Origin of the sequence: Paenibacillus sp. NPDC057934 (assembly GCF_042887565.1) — a bacterium.
Lineage (GTDB): Bacteria > Bacillota > Bacilli > Paenibacillales > Paenibacillaceae > Paenibacillus_AQ.
Genome location: NZ_JBHVPB010000004.1, coordinates 88,801 through 105,507 on the forward strand (window position 1 = coordinate 88,801; position 16,707 = coordinate 105,507).

At 42.3% G+C, this 16,707-nt stretch carries 11 protein-coding genes and 2 pseudogenes; 9 read left to right on the forward strand and 4 right to left on the reverse strand.

Going from position 1 to position 16,707, the window contains the following annotated elements; translation table 11 throughout:
* Window positions 1-1,238 precede the first annotated feature (1,238 nt).
* A pseudogene (locus ACFVRY_RS10385) lies at window positions 1,239-2,298 on the reverse strand (IS1182 family transposase); the annotation flags it as partial.
* 363 nt (window positions 2,299-2,661) lie between these two features.
* On the opposite strand from ACFVRY_RS10385, the gene ACFVRY_RS10390 reads away from it, so the two are divergent.
* The 3 genes and pseudogenes from ACFVRY_RS10390 to ACFVRY_RS10400 form a co-directional block, all read left to right on the forward strand.
* On the forward strand, window positions 2,662-6,807 hold the full coding sequence (locus ACFVRY_RS10390) for an S-layer homology domain-containing protein (RefSeq protein ID WP_387499873.1): 4,146 nt from the start codon (window positions 2,662-2,664) through the stop codon (window positions 6,805-6,807).
* 233 nt (window positions 6,808-7,040) lie between these two features.
* Window positions 7,041-7,178, forward strand: a complete 138-nt coding sequence (locus ACFVRY_RS10395; RefSeq protein ID WP_387499875.1) for a MerR family DNA-binding transcriptional regulator — start codon at window positions 7,041-7,043, stop codon at window positions 7,176-7,178.
* Window positions 7,172-7,744, forward strand: a pseudogene (locus ACFVRY_RS10400) (SDR family oxidoreductase); the annotation flags it as partial. The gene ACFVRY_RS10395 and the pseudogene ACFVRY_RS10400, both read left to right, overlap by 7 nt.
* Window positions 7,745-7,842: 98 nt before the next feature.
* Here ACFVRY_RS10400 and ACFVRY_RS10405 read toward each other — a convergent pair.
* Together ACFVRY_RS10405 and ACFVRY_RS10410 are read right to left on the reverse strand one after the other, a co-directional pair.
* Entirely contained in the window at window positions 7,843-8,571 is a 729-nt protein-coding gene (locus ACFVRY_RS10405) for a hypothetical protein (RefSeq protein WP_387499877.1), read from the reverse strand.
* 177 nt (window positions 8,572-8,748) lie between these two features.
* A complete protein-coding gene (locus ACFVRY_RS10410; protein ID WP_387499880.1) occupies window positions 8,749-9,108 on the reverse strand; it encodes a collagen-like protein in 360 nt (119 codons plus the stop codon).
* Between the two features lie 302 nt (window positions 9,109-9,410).
* Between ACFVRY_RS10410 and ACFVRY_RS10415 the strand changes: the two genes are divergently transcribed.
* Together ACFVRY_RS10415 and ACFVRY_RS10420 are read left to right on the forward strand one after the other, a co-directional pair.
* Entirely contained in the window at window positions 9,411-10,202 is a 792-nt protein-coding gene (locus tag ACFVRY_RS10415; RefSeq protein ID WP_387499882.1) for a sensor domain-containing protein, read from the forward strand.
* Window positions 10,203-10,621: 419 nt separating this feature from the next.
* The gene (locus tag ACFVRY_RS10420) at window positions 10,622-11,185 is read left to right on the forward strand and encodes a tyrosine-type recombinase/integrase (RefSeq protein WP_387499884.1); all 564 of its coding nucleotides are present in this window, start codon (window positions 10,622-10,624) and stop codon (window positions 11,183-11,185) included.
* A 76-nt stretch (window positions 11,186-11,261) separates the two neighbouring features.
* Here ACFVRY_RS10420 and ACFVRY_RS10425 read toward each other — a convergent pair whose 3' ends face one another.
* Window positions 11,262-11,945 carry a universal stress protein gene (locus ACFVRY_RS10425; RefSeq protein WP_387499886.1) on the reverse strand — a complete coding sequence of 228 codons (684 nt, stop codon included), beginning with the start codon at window positions 11,943-11,945 and terminating at the stop codon, window positions 11,262-11,264.
* A 131-nt stretch (window positions 11,946-12,076) separates the two neighbouring features.
* Here ACFVRY_RS10425 and ACFVRY_RS10430 point away from each other — a divergent pair, with 131 nt between their 5' ends.
* From ACFVRY_RS10430 to ACFVRY_RS10445, 4 genes are read left to right on the forward strand one after another with little or no spacing between them, the layout of a single operon-like run.
* Window positions 12,077-14,482, forward strand: coding sequence for a Na+/H+ antiporter subunit A (locus tag ACFVRY_RS10430; protein ID WP_387500477.1), 2,406 nt, complete (start codon window positions 12,077-12,079; stop codon window positions 14,480-14,482).
* Window positions 14,469-14,891 carry a Na(+)/H(+) antiporter subunit B gene (locus ACFVRY_RS10435; RefSeq protein ID WP_387499888.1) on the forward strand — a complete coding sequence of 141 codons (423 nt, stop codon included), beginning with the start codon at window positions 14,469-14,471 and terminating at the stop codon, window positions 14,889-14,891. Before ACFVRY_RS10430 ends, ACFVRY_RS10435 begins: the two co-directional genes overlap by 14 nt.
* A gap of 1 nt (window position 14,892) precedes the next feature.
* Window positions 14,893-15,231, forward strand: coding sequence for a Na(+)/H(+) antiporter subunit C (locus ACFVRY_RS10440; protein WP_387499891.1), 339 nt, complete (start codon window positions 14,893-14,895; stop codon window positions 15,229-15,231).
* Window positions 15,224-16,699 carry a Na+/H+ antiporter subunit D gene (locus tag ACFVRY_RS10445; RefSeq protein ID WP_387499893.1) on the forward strand — a complete coding sequence of 492 codons (1,476 nt, stop codon included), beginning with the start codon at window positions 15,224-15,226 and terminating at the stop codon, window positions 16,697-16,699. Before ACFVRY_RS10440 ends, ACFVRY_RS10445 begins: the two co-directional genes overlap by 8 nt.
* Window positions 16,700-16,707 lie beyond the last annotated feature (8 nt).

The following is a 16,707-nucleotide window of genomic DNA, read 5'->3' on the forward strand; positions in this document are numbered from 1 at the left end:
AGTTAAATTAAACTTATTGGTCCAATGTTCTCGATGGACTAGTTTATCACGTAGCTGTGCTGACCTCTCAGAAGCTGCCATATGGGTGGGAAGCATGTGCCGTTTTTCGTCTTCTTCCGTTGCTGATCACTTTGCCTAGGTTGCAGCTTTTTGAAACTCCCATTTGGCCTGCCGGCAAGACTAATACAAGAAGCCTGCCTTCATCTGAGAGCTTATCACAAATCGGAATTCTAGAAACATTCTCATGGTGTGTTTCATTTACCTCATCAATGAAGCCGCGGCCACTTCGTAACGACCCGAGTCTCTATTTGTCTGTAGTCGGAATTAAATGGTAAAAGTAAATCCGATCCCAGTTTACGTCGACCATTGGGCCGGACAACATTACAATGATTCAGACATAAATAGGCGTGAACTAATATATGATGATAAGCGATGCCTTTTAATTTGAATATATTGAAATTGTTGGTTTTCTACGAGCTACGACTCTATTCCAAACAAACTTAACCAAGTTCATTCGGCCGTAGGAAGTGGAAAAAGTCCAAGAATGATGAATGAGTAAGAGCGGCTGCAGAGGCCAAAAAGATGGGAACCTCCATTGATTATATAAAGAACGGTGGTCGTATACATGAGTTTGGCTAATAGGCAAAAACTCAAGATAACTTATGAAATAGCCGAAACTGTATTGAGTTTATAAGTAATGACTGTACCTGTGTCCGTAATGACGGTTTTGCTGACACCATTGTAATTAGGACTAGCAAACTTCAGAAGATGGACTATTTCGGTGCCATTATTAATTTGACCAGATTGCCGAAAGAATAAACCTGAAGGAACCCAGAAGTGCAGGCTTGCCTGCCTTACGAAATTTTTCAGAAATTAACCCATGGGAAAGAGGAGCCTGGAGGGAGTGATTTTTTAAAAGGGCGTGCGCAAGCTTAGTATTTTACATCCGACCCAGGAAGTGTATTGGCCGTTATCTGAATAAGGAGCAAGTGAGGGCAGATATTGCTGACATATGAATAAGAGTTACAGTCCCAGTCACATCAGCCTTTTCTGGAACATCAACAGAAATATTAGGCCCAGCTTTTTAAAGGAAGAAGACTTAGGGACTTCAATTTTTATGTAGTTTTGTTCCTTTTGTTAAGAATAGATATTAATATTTTGGAGAGGGCTGACACGCTCACGGAAGTTGCTATCCTCCCAGGCTGCCGGGTCACCACCTTCCGGTGGTTTCACCCACCCAGCAACGGGTAGGTTTTGCAATGCTCTGAGTCGGATGCGTATTGTCGGTAGCCCTTACGGTCTGTCGTTCGGTAATTCAGTTCGTGGCTGGACAGACATACAGATTTTGCTCCGCATCGAATGTAAACGTCCACTTTGGAAACAAGCCTTGCTCGGGATGAAATCTTCGACGTGCAATGACAGAAAAAATCTCTCGCCGCTGTAATCCTCGACAAATGGGTGTGGTTAAATAACCAGAATCCAGTACAACGGCTTCCACTTTAAATCCAAAACGGGTTTGCTAGCGATCTAAATGCGACAAATACGGCACGGAGTCATGGACATTTTCGGGCGTGACATGCACATCTGTAATGAGATTGTATTTGGCATCCACCGTGCAGTGGTCCAGATAAAAGAAGTCTTCGGGTTTGCCATCGCGAATCATATATCCACTGTCTGGATCGGTTTTGCTCACTTTAAGTTCTTTTTCCTCGTTTATTTCCTCTCTCATTTTCAGGATTTTTTTCATGTTCTTTCCGGTCTTCAGCCACGGCAGTATTGAGCTCGTCCCCGTAATCTTTGGCGTTTTGGAGCACTTGTTGTTTGGTGTACTGATTTTGTTAGCGTTGGCTTAGACATGCGTAGAATCGGTCACGAGGACGCGCCTGCCAACCATACGATGCGAAATCGCCTGCAGGACAATTTCATTTACAATATATTGAAATATAGTTGTATCTTTGAACCGGGTCCGCCGATTCCAGCTAATCGTGGTATGGTCAGGAACTTTATCTGTTAGGCCCAGTCCCAAGAACCAGCGGTAGGCCAGATTGCTTTTAATTTCCTGCTCCAATTGGCGTTCGGGACGGACCCAATAAAAGTAACCTAGAAAAATCATTTAAAATAAGACGAAGGGATCAATGGAAGGATAAGTATTATCTGCAGATATAGCGGACGAACTTTTTCATCTATAAAGGAAAAATCAATATATTTATCTACTTTATGCAGCAAATCATCTTGTGGAACCATATCTTCAATAGAAACAAACTCATAAGCTTGTTGTTTTTCTCGCTTGGCATGCAACGTACAGAACACTATCCGTTCAATAAATAGTTACCTATATTATACAACATTAACGCAGTGTCGTACTAAGTAATCAAGACATAAAGAAAAAGGCTGTCGAAACTTTCTCGACAGCCTGAAGACACCCTTCAAGGTGTCTTTTTTATTTTAACGACTGTTTGAACTATACAGGGCGTTAAAAGGCTATAGTAGTGCGGTTCTTAAGGCACGTTGTTAAGACTTAATGCGCCATCGGTGAAGTTTATAACAGATATTTCATAATGAGTCAAGAAGTCAGATGTCCTAAATAGTGCATAGAAAATATTGGTACCATATAGTATATTGAAATTAGTAGAAGAATAAACATTACAAGGGGAATAGTTCATGAAAAAAGGTAGGAATCATTTCATTATCCTAATATTATTGCTGCTGCTAATTAACTCATTTGGGGCTGTGGTCCCAGTAGCTAATGCAGATTCATCCTCAGCGTCTATGGAGCTCTCTCTCCCAGGTAATTTGACAGACTGGGTATTGGACGAAGATGCTGGTTATATCTATGCAATCTCTAGCACGGAAAACAGTCTTTATTTTATAAGGCTTAGTGATTTTAAGATCGAAAAAACGCTGAATATAGGTTCTAGACCATCGTTTCTTGCGAGGGATGGACGGTCTCTGCAGGTTGTTCTTTCCGGGGCGACTATGATCAAGACGGTTGACCTTTCATCTCAACAAATTTCAGACACGATCATAATAAACGCAGTACCTAACTCGGTAGCTGCTACTTCAAACCATCTTTTCTACGGGACCGGTGACGGGAAAGTCTACAAATATGATAAGGCTACCCGAGCGATCAGCTTATTGTTCAGTGATTTTACATATAATAATATAACTTTAGCGGTGGATGAAGCAATCAGTACACTTTACATTGGTAAATTGTCCTCTTATGCCGGAATAACGGCTATTAACGCAGAGACCGGAGTAAAGCTGAGTCAGGATATTGATGATAGTATGGAGATTGGCGGACCTTCTATTTCTCTCAAAAATATATTTATTGATGATCAATCCATATACTTTGGTGGACATCAGTTCAATAAAAAGAATTTAATGGAGACTACAGGAACCTACTCCAGAACGAATAACGATTATTCTTATCTCGAATCTGTAATATTGAATGTGTCAGACTCTTATGTTCTTACCACGCAAGGGGTATACGATAAAGATACTTATAGTCCATTGGTTCTATTCCCCTCTAACAAAAGGTTTGCCTTGCTTGACTCAAACGGCCATGCGTATCTTGCAGGCATAGAGAATTGGTATGATGATGCCAAGATAATTAAACGAATTGATCTTACGATACCAGAAAAGACTACAGCTAAATTCAACACTGATTCTTATTCTATCAGAAGCGATCAATCGATTACTGACTGGGATACTACGGACAATTCCCCTTATATCTATGCCCTTGTGGCAAGCACTAACGAGCTTGTGATAATCAATAAGGAAGACTTGAGTGAAGTAAAGAGGATGTTTATTGGTTCTAACCCACGTAAGATTAAAATTATAGATAACAAGGCTTATGTCATCTTTAAGGGTGAAAATCACATCAATATTATGGATTTGTACGGTGGTATTCCATCCGAAGTAGCCACTGTCAAAATTACCACAAAGCACTACCCGTTTGATGTCTTCCCTGATTATAATAATCGAATTTTGTATGATAGTGGAGTATTTAACGGCGGTATCAGTGTGACCTCAGCAGTCTATACCTCTGTTACGGATGCGGTCTACAATGAAAAAAGCACAGGAATCTATTATCCAGACAGTTATGCATTAGCCCCGGATCAAGAGATTCTTTATGGCGGAGATAATTTCTCACTCTATAAATATAACAGCCAAAATTTTAGATTGCTCGAAAGAAATGATATACAAAGAGGTTCATATGATTCTAAAATCATCCTTGATGGCAACAATCTCTACTTTGGCAATCGCAGGTACGATGCGAGTCAAACTTCCAAACTGTATGGCACCTATCCTGAAAAGATCGTCTACGCGCGTGGTAGTCTCGTGTTCAGCAGTGGTGCTGTCTATGACAGAGATAGTTTTACCAAGAGCTATGATTTGTTAACGTTTATCCGTCACGCCTATGTTGGTGCGGATCATAGCATTTTCATATCGACTGATAAACGGTTATATAGATTTCATGATTTTGAAGAAATGCAGAGCGTCATGAAAGAGGCACGTCGGCCTTCGAACGCCGTTTTCGTGGATGAAGATTTAACCGAAGGTATACTTGACGGGAATTTATCCTTTGAACCGCCGGCTGATCAGGACGGGATTGAAAGCTATGCCGCGTACTACCTTGATCAAAATGGCAATAAGCTTCAGCAAGTAGGAATATATAAAAAGATAGAATTATCAACTGATTCGCTTTTTGTTTATGAGATATCACATTCGACCCTGCCTACAGGAGCGGTAAGTATTGGGGTGTATCCTGTTGTCCGCAGAGACAGTTATGTGAGTGAGAATACGCTTGATGTTCACATCTCAACTCCTATTTATGATGCGCCGACGTATCTACCTGTAGAATTGTCAGTGACAGATACGAATCCGGACATAAATAAATTTTCTGGTACAGTGACATGGAAACCAGGAAAAGCTGAAATGCCGGGAACTCGCTATTACTTGTATTTTATTGATGCACAGGGTGCCGTTGGAGATGAGATAACAGCTGTGAATGGTGGGCAAAAGATGTACACCGTTACGATTCCAATGAAGAATGTTCCGGAGGAGGCCTTTGGAATAGGTGTTTTTATGGAGAGTGATGTTTTCACACCGCCATTCTACAGTATAGCCCTATTGGATGATAAGGTGACACCAGCTATCCCAGCTTCATCCATTACAGTACACAAAAATATGATTCAAGCAGATAATATCGTCGTAAATAACCTTTTACCCGGAGATATTATTCGAGTGTACAACGAGAAACATACTGCCATCCTAGGGGGCGGGATCGTAGATAAGAATCAGAGCATAATTAAGATTATTATTGGGAATCTTGGAACACCTGGGGCAAAGCTTCTCTTAACCCGACAATCCGTCAACAGAAGTGAGAGCGCGGGGACTTTAGTGGTTATTCCTCCTGTTACCAATGATAGTGATGGAGGAACTGGTGGCGGCGGAGGAACTAGCGGCGGCGGAGGAACTGGCGGCGGCGGAGGAACTGGCGGCGGCGGAGGAACTGGTGGCGGTGGAGGAATAGGCGTTGGTGTTGTTCCGAACGCGCCGAGCAATACTGGAGAGAACAACGCTGAAAATACCAAGTTGGTAACTACAATCAAAGAAAACACAGATGGAACCCACTCCTCAATGACAGTAGTGTCATCCGCATTTGTTTCAAAGCTAATAAATGGCCCTGACTTTAAGAAAGATCCTGTGGTTGTTATCAAAGCCGATGAAAAAACGGCAGCTCAAAGCAGTCAATTCCAGTTAGACTTAAGTTTATTAACGAGTATTTCTAATGCTTCGAAGAATGCCGTACTTATTCTGGAGTCAACATCGTACAAAATTCAGATTCCCATGGCTTCCTTGTCCTCATTGCAATCCCGAGACAATGGTTCGGAGCAAAAAGTGGTCATTACGATGTCCCAAGCAGCAGGCGATTACAAGACCAAATTGAGTGCTCAACTCAGCGGCTCTGCCAGTGTTCTGTTGGGAGGTCCGGTGGAATATGAGGTTAAGTTGACAGGAAGCGGTCAGGACCGCATCCTTTCCAGTTTCCCTGATTATGTAAGTCACGTAATGAACTTCAGTGTAAGCAAAGACACAAATGCTGTTTACGCAGGCTTAACCTATGATTCGGTTACAAAAACATACGTCCCCGTTCCGACTACTTGGGAATGGAAGGATGGGATTCTGCAGGTAACACTAAAACGTAAGGGGAATTCCGTATATACTGTTGTTCAAAATCAAGTTGAATTTAATGATTTAAATAGCAGCAATTTGTATAAAGACAGTATCTTAGCGTTAGCGAACCGAAAGGTTATCAACGGATACTCTGACGGAAGCTTCAAGGCAGAATCGGTTGTCACACGTGCTGAATTTGCTACCATGCTCAATCGGGCTTTGGGTGTTATGCCTAAGTTGCAGGCTTCTAAGAGCTTTACGGATGTTACGGATAAAGCTTGGTATGGAATGCAGGTAAATGCATCCGTTGACGCTGGGCTAATTAACGGCTTTACGGACGGCACTTTCCGTCCAAATCAAGAAATTACGCATCAAGAGATGATTGTTATGCTGGTAAATGCTCTGAAATATGGTGAAATGGATGAACAAATAAATAAGACCTCTTTGGTAGAGTTTCCTGATAAGTTGCAGGAATGGGCAAAACCATATTATGCTGCCGCTTCGGATAATGGAATATTGCCTATGAACAGTCCATTCCATTTCCAAACGGACAAGAAAACACAACGCCAAGAAAGTGCATTGCTATTATTCCAATTAATGAAGGTATTGAAGCTTACAAACGCCTAATATAGATGGAGCCGAAATGTGGATTTGCTAAACCATGATTCGGCTCCATATGGAGTATCAGTGAAGACACCTTAACAGGTGTCTTTTTTCATTTTAGCGGCTACTACGGACTAAACGAGGTGTGGCGGTCATTTCTTTGATTTTGAAGCAAAGCCCTCCAGTTGACTTAAACCGTGGTTTAAATTGTATGCTAATCATGTCGACAACAACAGATAACACGGGGAGGCCTCCGGATGAAATATTATTCCATTGGTGAAGTTGCAGCCAAATTCAATATTCCAGAATCAACACTACGTTATTATGAGAAAAAAGGACTGCTGCCGCAGATCGGGCGTGATGATGCAGGGAGAAGATTATTTTCGGAAGAGTGATTATATGCGGACGGCGTGAGGAAGTACTTGAACAGGCGAAACAAGAACTTCCTGCCCTCATTACCCGTGTGTGATTTGAATCATGAATCCGAGCGAGTGGCTTTATTCGATTGGGGATATTTCAATCAGGAAATCACCACCAATATCGAAGCGCCATTCCATTTCTCTATGCTGTTCGCACCATTTTTTGCGGCAAAAGAAGAGGCGGCGATCATTAATGTCACCTCCGGGTTGGCGTTTACACCGTTTGCGATTGCACCGATTTATTCGGCCAGCAAGGCGGCGCTCCATTCGTTTACGATGAGCCTCAGACATCAGCTTTCTGATACGTTGGTAGAAGTCATCGAAGTTGCTCCTCCGGCGGTGAATACGCAGTTAGGTGGGCTAGGGCAGTATACACATGGGGACCATTGGATGACTTCGCGGACGGGATCTTTAAAGAACTTCAAGAAGGGAAGCAGGAGATCGGATAGGGTACTTCTCTGGATCGCCTACGTATGTCACGAGATGAAGTAGATCAATACGTTGGGAATATGTATAAAGCAACAAAAAGCATGATTGAATAATTACAATTATTAAAAGGTATGATCATTGTGCAGGAGCTCTTCAAACGCACCAATCCAACTGGACAAAATCCACAGCCACTAAGGCTGTGGATTTCTAATTAATGTTGACTATTGAAAAGGGGCTCCGTTCTAAGTAAATAGTTACCCCTTACTTCCGCAGTCCAATTTGCAAAGACCTCTCTCCATTGAATACTGTTAAAGAAATCGTCTACGGATTGGTTGTCGGAATCCCAATCAACAAATATATTGAGAGGTGTGATTCCTCCAGCCCAAATTCCGTTATTTACGTCAGTCCCCTTCTCTCTAACTAATAAGATTGGAATTCCGAATTGAAAAGCCATGGCAGGCTCGATTTGAGAAAAAGTCGATCCTTCCCAGAACGGAGTGGTCGTTGGTGGTTGCCCCACATTGGATTGGAGAATTTCGACAAGAAATTTGCGGAAGTTAATCGCGAGCAAACCATAACTTGAAAAAACCAAACGTCGTATATTCGTCAGGATGTTCTCCGGATATTGTTCGCTTACGGGCAACGTGCGGGGAAAGAGCAAAGCCTCTTCAATTTCCGTAATAAGACGGTTCAGAAATTGCCCTTGCAGGTCATTTACTGTATTTGTTGTACTCAAAAATATAGGAATTCGAAAAGCGCGATCTACGCATGCATCAATAGCCGATGATGTGCATTTCTTATGATCAATGGGCGTAGGATTCGATGAGGAGGAGGTCCTTACAGTACCGCGGACAGGAGGGAGTTCCCTTACAATGCTAACAGGAGAAAGTTTTTTCATGGGAATTTGTTGTGCCTTATCCTTAGTTTTTATATTACTCAATTCTCACATCTCCAATGCAAAAGAATCTGGTTAGCCCAATCTATGCACATTAGCCCATTTGTGTTACTGGACTTGAGCTAGAAGGTAAGTTGAGAGGGGGAATACTTATAGAACAATCAATCATAAACGCAAAAAAAGCTCCCTTCCTACTGGAATGGAGCTTTTTCTTAAGTTCAATTAGAAACACGTGAATGATTGAATCAAATTCAAATCCAATCCAGTATACACCCAAAATCTTCCGTTCCACTGAAACCCTGCGACAGAGGTGCGCCCTACGAAGACCGGGAAAAACCAGAATTGATTTCTATTCACGAGCCAAACGTACGTATTCCGAAATAAACAACCGGCAATTGCTCCGGGGTCGACAGCTAAAGGGGCAATCGCAGGTTGCTGAGGGATGAATCCCGGGGGAGGTGAGCTGGGTCCCGCGGTTCCTGGCTGTCCCGGCTGTCCTGACTGTCCAGGGAATCCCGGTTGTCCCGGTATTCCTGGCTGCCCTGGGAACCCAGGGGCACTAGGTGGTGGTAAAAATGACATGATCTTGTCACTCCTTAATTGATGGGCTAAAACATTGTATGTAGGAGCGGAGAGAAGTGAATGGGCGCACTCCATAATTCTTTATGCGCTCCGCAGAGGATGGAACGTTTAGCATGAATTTATAGCATTTGAAGGTGTATGGCATAGCATCTTTGCTTCCAAAAGTTCATCTCACCAGGACTAGTCCTAGCCTAAAGTCTAGGCACAAACACCCCCTAAGACGGTTATGTCGGGCTCATGGGGCGGTTATAATTAATTTATTGAGAAGAACGTGACATATGAAGCAAAGGAGTGTTTGAATAATGAACGCAACAGGGGCGACTGCAAAGGAGCCGACAGGTAAAGTGAACTGGGTGCTTTTTAATCCAAAAACTTATGCAACAATCCTCTATTTTTTACTCTCTCTCCCGTTAGGAATTATCTATCTTACTGTAGCGATAACGGGTATTGCACTATCGATCGCTTTAACTCCATTATTTATCGGAATACCGTTGTTTTTTGGAGTAGCTAAGGTGTTGGATGGGATTATAAAATTTGAACAAAGCATGATTAGACAAATTTTAGGCTTGCCGACTCAGCCTGTTTCCTTTAGCAACAACCAACAGTCTGAGGCTGGGCAGAACTGGTTTATGCGAATGGTGAGAGGTTTTGACGGTGGGTTATTTATTCGAAATTTGCTGCTTGTCTTCCTAAGATTTGTTACAGGTATTTTATTCTTTGTGATTATGGTAACGGTGATTTCATTAGGACTAGGATTTATTGCTCTTCCAGCTGTGCATATAATTTTGATGAATGAAATGCAACTGGATATTTTAGAAAATAGCTTCTTTAGTTATTTCCATATCAATTGGACCTACAATCAGCAATATCTGTTGTACGTAGGTGTTGGTCTTGTCCTTTTTTGGATTGCGCTTCGCGTCGTGAATGGCCTCATGCAAATTCAGCGCAGAATCATGTATGTGGATGAGGCATATCAACGGCCGTTAGTGCCAGTGCAAGCGCCAATGTATGACTCCGTTCAGGCACTATATTATGAGCACCAAGAGGAACAATCCACTCAAGGGTTAATGCAGCCAGCGTATAGAGAGCTTTAGAACATAATAGGTATTATAGAAAATATGGAAGAACCTATGTTTACTAGTGTTTGTACAATAGAACGCACTCCTTAAGATCCCTATGATGGGGGTCTTTTTTTGTGCAAAAGCAGCGAAATGACTTATACGTTGAGCCTCATTGTGTATTGTTTAATGAATAGCTAATGCGTCTGTTTCCAGCGATTCTTATACGCTTGCTGCTGCGTAATGGTCCTAGAATGTTTACGGGTATAATAGCTTGTTGATTAGGTTCTTGTCCGGCTGGATATCATGTTTAATTAAAAGCTTCTTATGTAGTGTTTTTTATTTTTGACAAACTAACTGTCCTTTTTTTTTATTAAATTAAGTGATCTTTTAATTGTTATGTTACTTAATATATGTTAGCCTTAAATTAAGTAACATTATCGGAGGGATTTTCTGTGCAATTTGTTAATCCGATTCGGGACGTAAAAACCATACAAGCGATGAAAGAGGAGCTCCGAAAACACTCTGTAAGGGATCTGTTGCTCTTTGTATTGGGAATTAACACCGGGATTAGTCTTCTTGATTTGCTCAATCTTACTGTACAGGATGTTTGGGATGGCCATAATGCTAAACAGTTTCTTTATATTAAGGATGAGAAGACAGGAGAAGACAAGGCTTATTACTTAAACAGCAAGGTCGGGGAGATACTAAGTGAGTATTTATCTAACGTTGATTGGAAATCTGAGGATTATTTGTTTAAATCCAAAAAGGATTCTGGTCCGATTACCCGTCAGCAGGCGTATCGAATTATTAACCACTCGGCAAGGGAGGTAGGAATATCTGAGAAAATCGGGACCCATACACTGAGAAAGACGTTTGGATACCATGCATACTATAGAGGAGTTGCCATCTCCATCCTAAAGTCGATTTTGCATCATCATTCTACGGCAGAAACATTAAAGTATCTGGGAATCGACAGGGCTGAGAAGAGACCCCTTAAGGTGGATGTTAATTTATAGAATGCCCTGTGTTTTGAAAAGATAAAAAAAATCTCCGCATGGAACATGCGGAGAGGGTGAACTTCTGTATTAACTTTTATTGTGCAGAGTCATCCAGACCCAGTGCTGTATTAATATCTACATTTGTTAGTTCGGTGACAATCCCGTCAGTTACGAGAACATGTAAAGTTGAAGCATCCTTCATAAAACGGAAAATTCCGTTATCGAAATCGGTATCGACTTCTTTGAAGAAAATGCCTTCATATTCCGTTTCTTTTTCGTGACTGAAGCTTAGCTGGTAATGCTCCCCATCTTTAATCAAATAAGCACGAATGCCCTTTTGATAATTGCCTTCTTCATCCCGAATATAACGGGCAACGGAAACGATATGCAGATCGACAAAGGGAATCTCGCGTACCAAAGAATTAATGATTGATCCCTTCGTGATTTGTTCCCATCGGCTGCTTGCTGTCTGGCCAAGAATGATTTGTGTAATGTTGTTATCTCTAGCTACTTCTGCAATGACTTTATAGACAGGGCGGCTTTCGTTATCCTTCATGATAAATTGGGCCGTTGTATGAGCGTGGGCATATTCTTTCCATTGTTCGATATAGAGTAATTTCTCGGCATCCAGTTCGTCGAATGGCTTCGGATCAATGGTCAAAATATACAGCGGAGCTTTCATGATATTAGCGATTGCACAGCCACGTTTGATTAGTCTTTCGCTATTGGGACCATAATAAACGCAAACAAGAATACTCTCATTATATACGTTAATCATTTTAAGTATTTCACCTCAATGCTAGTAGTAGGACTCGTTTAAACTATGTAAGACTATAGTTGAAGTTAACAAAAGAGTCAATATGTAGATACGGAAGCAGAAGTCATGAATAAGGAGGAGTACGCTTGACTATGTTCTATACCTATATTTTTCTCCCGTTGATCAGTGCAATACTTGTTCCCTTCCTTTATAAGTATTTCAATCGCCTAGTACATACGGGATGGTTCGTTTTACTTGTACCTTTATCTATTTTTATCTATTTAGTACAGTATATACCTAGTGTTGCGACCGGTGACACGTATAAATACACATTATCTTGGATTCCGTCCCTTGATATCAATATGATCTCCTATGTGGATGGGCTCAGTCTGTTATTTGGTCTGCTCATCAGCGGCGTGGGTAGCTTGGTCATTATTTATTCTATATTTTATATGTCTAAGGTTCGAGAGGCTCTCCATAACTTCTATATTTATTTGCTCATGTTCATGGGCGCAATGCTGGGGGTTGTATTCTCAGATAACCTCCTAGTCCTGTACGGATTCTGGGAATTAACCAGCGTTTCTTCCTTCTTATTAATCTCCTATTGGTACGAGCGCAAGAGCTCCCGCCAAGGGGCCTTAAAGGCGTTATTAATTACTGTTCTTGGCGGATTCGGCATGTTAGCCGGGTTCATTATGCTGATCATGATGGGTGATACTTACAGCATCCGGGAAATGATTGCGAACCTGGAAGTCATACAAAACCATGTGTTGTTTATCCCTGCCATGCTATGTATTTTGCTCGGTGCATTTACGAAGTCAGCGCAATTTCCATTCGGAATTTGGTTACCGGATGCGATGGAGGCTCCAACTCCGGTGAGCAGTTACCTCCACTCGGCTACGATGGTCAAGGCTGGCATTTATTTAGTGGCTCGTATGACTCCAATTTTCGGGGGGAGCTCTGTGTGGTTCTGGCTTGTGGCTGGAATTGGTCTCATTACGCTACTTTACGGTTCTTTGACAGCGCTGAGGCAGACCGATCTAAAAGCGATGTTAGCATATTCTACAATCAGTCAATTGGGATTGATTATGTGTCTGCTTGGAGTAGGTTCTTTAGCCGTCTATTTCGGACCTGGTGAGAGTGGCACGATCTTTACGGTAGCTACATTTGCCGCCCTATTCCATCTGTTTAATCATTCGACCTTTAAAGGAAGTTTGTTCATGGTTGTCGGTATTATTGACCATGAGACAGGCCGGCGGGATATTCGCTATTTTGGCGGTTTGATGCAAGTCATGCCGATTACGTTCACGATCGCTTTGATTGGCGGTTTATCGATGGCGGGATTACCGCCGTTTAACGGATTTTTGAGTAAGGAAATGTTTTTTGCGGCGGTGAATGAGGTATCTCAGGCCGGTATTTTCGGTTTAGGCAGCATTGGTCTCATATTCCCGATCATCGCCTGGATAGCCAGTATCTTTACCTTTGTTTACTGCATGATTTTTGTATTCAAGACCTTTGGAGGACCATATCGTCCTGAGAAATTGACACGAAAAGTGCATGAAGCGCCTTGGGGAATGCTATTTTCTCCAGCCATCTTGGCATTACTCGTTATACTTATTTTCTTCTTCCCCAATGTATTGGGTAAGTACATTCTCACCCCGGCATTAACATCCATTTTGCCGATGATGCCGCTGACTCCATACGATCTGAAAATCAGTGCATGGCATGGACTCAATATGGAGCTCGTAATGACGTTCGGTGTCATTGTTGTTGGTCTCCTTCTTTTCAAAACATCCAAGCAGTGGATCCAGTTGATGAGAAATTATCCGCAGGGATTAACGTTGAACCATTGGTACAATAAGGGTTTAACAGGTACGGAGAGACTGTCGGAATCCTTAACGAATCGTTATATGACAGGCTCGCTGAGACGTTATCTGATCTACATCTTTTCTTTCTTTGTCATTATATTGATTAGTTCGCTTCTGCTGCTCCATGGTCTCCAGTTCGATTTCTCCAATAATGCAGCTATCAGTATTTTTGATGTCGGGCTTGTGCTCGCGATGGTGATCGCCGCAGGTACTGTCTTATTTGCCGGCAATCGGATTGTGGCTATTGTTGCACTAGGTGCGTTAGGGTATATGGTTTCTATGTTCTTTGTGATCTTTAGAGCTCCTGACCTGGCATTGACGCAAATGGTGGTGGAGACGGTGACAACGGTTCTGTTCCTTCTGTGCTTCTACCATTTACCGAAACTTAAGAAAAGCATCGAACGGATTCCTTTCAAACTGACGAATCTGGTCATCTCGATCGCGATGGGGCTAACCGTGACCGTTCTCGCATTGTCCGCGAATGGGCATAAGTTATTTGAACCCATCACATCCTTTTTTGAAAATGCCTTTGAGCTGGCGGGTGCCAAAAATATTGTCAACGCTATATTAGTGGACTTCCGCGGATTCGATACGATGCTGGAAATATCCGTGTTATCCATTGCTGGACTAGGGGTATATATATTCGTTCATCAGCGTTCCAAAAGGAGGGAACAAAATGAAACCGAATGATGTGATATTGAAAAGTGTAACTCGAGTAGCTGCTGTGATCATATTGACCTTTTCGATCTATTTATTTATGAACGGTCACCATCATCCAGGAGGAGGATTCATTGGGGGACTGAGTATGGCATCATCCATTGTCCTGCTGTATCTTTCTTTTGGAGTCGAGAAGGTAAGGGAAAACATTCGGGTGGATTTCAAAAAGCTTTCTGCGGTGGGAGTGTTGATTGCCGTTGCGACCGGAACAGTGAGCGTGATATTTGGTAAGCCTTTTTTAACCCAGACCTTCGGTCATTTTGATTTACCGATCTTTGGAGATACCGAGCTCGCATCTGCTTTAATTTTTGATACCGGAGTCGCCTTGGCTGTCATAGGCACCGCAGTCAATATTATTCTAAGCATAAGTGAGGATCGTTAATATGGAGACACTAATGGTCATACTGGTCGGTATTTTAATATCCATTGGAACCTATTTGATTCTATCTAAGCAACTGCTGCGGATTGTGCTTGGAGCATCCATTGTGGGCCATGCGGTTAATTTGCTGCTCATTACTTCCAGCGGTCTGAAGACAGGGAGTGCCCCTCTACTGGGAGAGAAAGTCGCGAACTTTACGGATGCTATTCCTCAAGCATTAATTTTAACTGCGATTGTCATTAATTTTGCCGTGACAGCGCTAGTACTAGTTTTATGTTACCGTGCTTATCAAAGCTTCGGGACGGATGACATGGAGCAATTAAGGGGGAATGAGCTTGAATAATTTGTTGATCGCGCCGGTTATCATTCCTCTATTGATGGGGATGGTCCTCATTATATTCCAGAAAAATATAAAGCTACAGCGGATTCTTAGTTTGGGTGCACTGTTGGCTACCAGTGTCATTGCCGTCCTATTGATGAGTCAGATCAGAAACGGCGGAATTCAAACCTTACAATTGGGTGGTTGGAAAGCGCCTTACGGCATTAGCTTCGTGGGTGACATGTTCAGTGCTTTGCTGCTTTTGGCTACCTCCATTGTCTCAGTGTGCTGCTTAATTTACGCTTTTTCATCGATTGGCCGAAAACAAGAAAAACTGTACTTTTATCCTCTATTTTTGTTTTTGATTACAGGTGTCAACGGTTCGTTCTTGACAGGGGATTTATTCAATTTATATGTCTTCTTTGAATTGTTTCTGGTTGCTTCCTATGTGCTAATCACATTGGGGGGAGGCCAGCGGCAGCTTGGCGAGTCGCTCAAATATATTTTTACGAACATTATTGCATCGGCGTTCTTTTTGATCGGAGTAGCCTATTTATATTCTATGACCGGCACATTGAACCTCGCCCATTTATCGATGCGGATTGCAGAGGTTGGTCAGGATGGGTTAATTACTACCGTCGCATTATTATTCCTGATCGTCTTCGCTATGAAAGCTGGACTATTGCTTTTCTTCTGGCTACCTGGATCTTATAGCGTGCCGCCAACGGCAATCGCTGCTATTTTCGCTGCGTTACTCACTAAGGTAGGGATATACGCCATCTTTAGAATGTTTACGCTCATCTTTTATCATGAACCGCAAATTACCCATATGTTTATCGGGATATTAGCCGCTATTACAATGATACTAGGTGGACTCGGAGCGATCGGTTATTGGGATTTGAGAAAAATATTAACCTTCAATGTGGTCATAAGCGTTGGATTTATTATGGCTGGACTCGTCTCTTTAACATCCACCGGCATAGCGGGTTCTATTTATTATTTGATTCACGACATGCTGATTAAAGGGCTTGTATTTATGATTGGGGGAACCATTGTTCATCTCACAGGAACAAGTGACTTGAAGAAAATTAGCGGCTTGATTCGTCATCACCCCGGGTTAGGTTGGATGTTCTTCATCGCAGCTTTGTCTATGGTTGGAATTCCTCCGCTCAGCGGATTTCTTGGCAAAGTATTTACGACGCAAGGCGTCTTTGAAGCGAGGTTTTATTGGCTTGGAGGAATCGGGCTGCTCGCCAGCTTGTTCATTCTATTTTCTATGATCAAATTGTTTATGAACGCTTTTTGGGGTGAAACGATTCTGGGTGTAGAAGAGGAGAAAGGGACAACGAAAGGCTTGTTGCTTCCGATCGCTCTGTTGACGCTGGCTAGTGTTGCTATGGGACTCGGCGCTGAAGCGATTACGGGTTATGTTGCTCAAGCTGCCGAGGAATTGCTCAATCCAAGTTTATATATTCAGGCTGTGTTTGATTAAAGGGGGGA

Coding starts and splice junctions, on each gene's coding strand:
- ACFVRY_RS10390 (WP_387499873.1), top strand. CDS start 2,662: ATGAAAAAAGGTAGGAATCATTTCATTATCCTAATATTATTGCTGCTG.
- ACFVRY_RS10440 (WP_387499891.1), top strand. CDS start 14,893: ATGGAGACACTAATGGTCATACTGGTCGGTATTTTAATATCCATTGGA.
- ACFVRY_RS10410 (WP_387499880.1), bottom strand. CDS start 9,108: ATGTCATTTTTACCACCACCTAGTGCCCCTGGGTTCCCAGGGCAGCCA.
- ACFVRY_RS10425 (WP_387499886.1), bottom strand. CDS start 11,945: ATGATTAACGTATATAATGAGAGTATTCTTGTTTGCGTTTATTATGGT.
- ACFVRY_RS10415 (WP_387499882.1), top strand. CDS start 9,411: ATGAACGCAACAGGGGCGACTGCAAAGGAGCCGACAGGTAAAGTGAAC.
- ACFVRY_RS10435 (WP_387499888.1), top strand. CDS start 14,469: ATGAAACCGAATGATGTGATATTGAAAAGTGTAACTCGAGTAGCTGCT.
- ACFVRY_RS10430 (WP_387500477.1), top strand. CDS start 12,077: ATGTTCTATACCTATATTTTTCTCCCGTTGATCAGTGCAATACTTGTT.
- ACFVRY_RS10395 (WP_387499875.1), top strand. CDS start 7,041: ATGAAATATTATTCCATTGGTGAAGTTGCAGCCAAATTCAATATTCCA.